This is a genomic window from Butyrivibrio sp. NC2007 (assembly GCF_000421405.1).
Classification (GTDB): Bacteria; Bacillota; Clostridia; order Lachnospirales; family Lachnospiraceae; genus Butyrivibrio.
In genome coordinates this window covers 1-1,054 of record NZ_ATWY01000053.1, presented here as the reverse complement: position 1 = coordinate 1,054, position 1,054 = coordinate 1, and the positions used below count along the sequence as shown (strand labels likewise).

Annotated in this window: 1 protein-coding gene; it reads left to right on the top strand. The window is 39.3% G+C overall.

The window, feature by feature from the left end; translation table 11 throughout:
* Window positions 1–81: 81 nt before the first annotated feature.
* Window positions 82–1,054, top strand: a 973-nt coding sequence (locus G632_RS0118325; RefSeq protein ID WP_022770961.1) for a PoNe immunity protein domain-containing protein, incomplete at its 3' end; no start/stop codon positions are given.

Genomic DNA, 1,054 nt, shown 5'->3' with positions numbered 1-1,054 from the left:
GGAATACAGACCAGGAATACCGGTATGCGAATGTGATATAAACGGAGAATATCGAACGCACAATCCATAAGGAGGCTGTTCATGAGAGATAAACGTTGCGATATAGAACTTTTGGAAGCAGAACTAGAGCTTCTGCCAGAGAATATTAATTACACAATTGAGAAGATAGATCAACTGCTTGAAGATGAGAAGCAGGGTATTCAGCGTTATCCAAATAAAAACATGGATATAATTAAGCTTGAAAAAATGGATATACCTGTTGATTTGAGGAATCTTTTCGATGTTCAATATTCTGCTGACAAAGTAGTTATGTCCTATGAAGACATTGTCAGTATGATAATCGAATACACAGTTCAAAATGAGCTCACGCAAAGAGGATATATAGGCGTCTTAAAACAGATATCTCAGGCAATTCTTTTGGAAATGGAAAAAGAAAAACTTCAGGTATTGGTGGATAAGCTCGACAAGGACGAGTACAACGATATACTGATCGATTATCTTTTAAACGCATACGGAATCAAACGTGAATTTAAGTCTGACAAGTACCTCAGAGAAAACCCTTATATTATCGCGGGCAAGATATGTGAAGTGGCTCAGAGTGATAAGAATAAAGCGAAAGACATGCTTAATGAGTACATTATAAAAGAGTACCTTAAGGGGCATGCTGATTTTGGCTGGCCAAAAGCTGCAGAAACATGGGAACCATATAATGGTCTTTGGTCCTATGAAGCAGCAGCCATTGCCAAGCTCTTTGAAATTGATGATAGTGAGCTGAAAGACAATCCCAACTATCCGTATGATCTTGCCCATTACAAGAGCGGAGTAGTTGCACAGGGAAATATCGAACCTGTCACACCGGTTGTTGAGGAAGAGGTTGAAGAGGAGTACATTGTTGGAATTCCGCTTGCCCCGGAGTTTGAGAAAATAATTGCGCCTAAGTTCCATGCCAAGGTCAACGGACTTATTGCAGATTTTGGCCAGCTTTCAGATGAAGAGTTTTATGACAAGTATGAACTTGGTGAAATATACTTTGACCTTGATGATTACCTAAAGG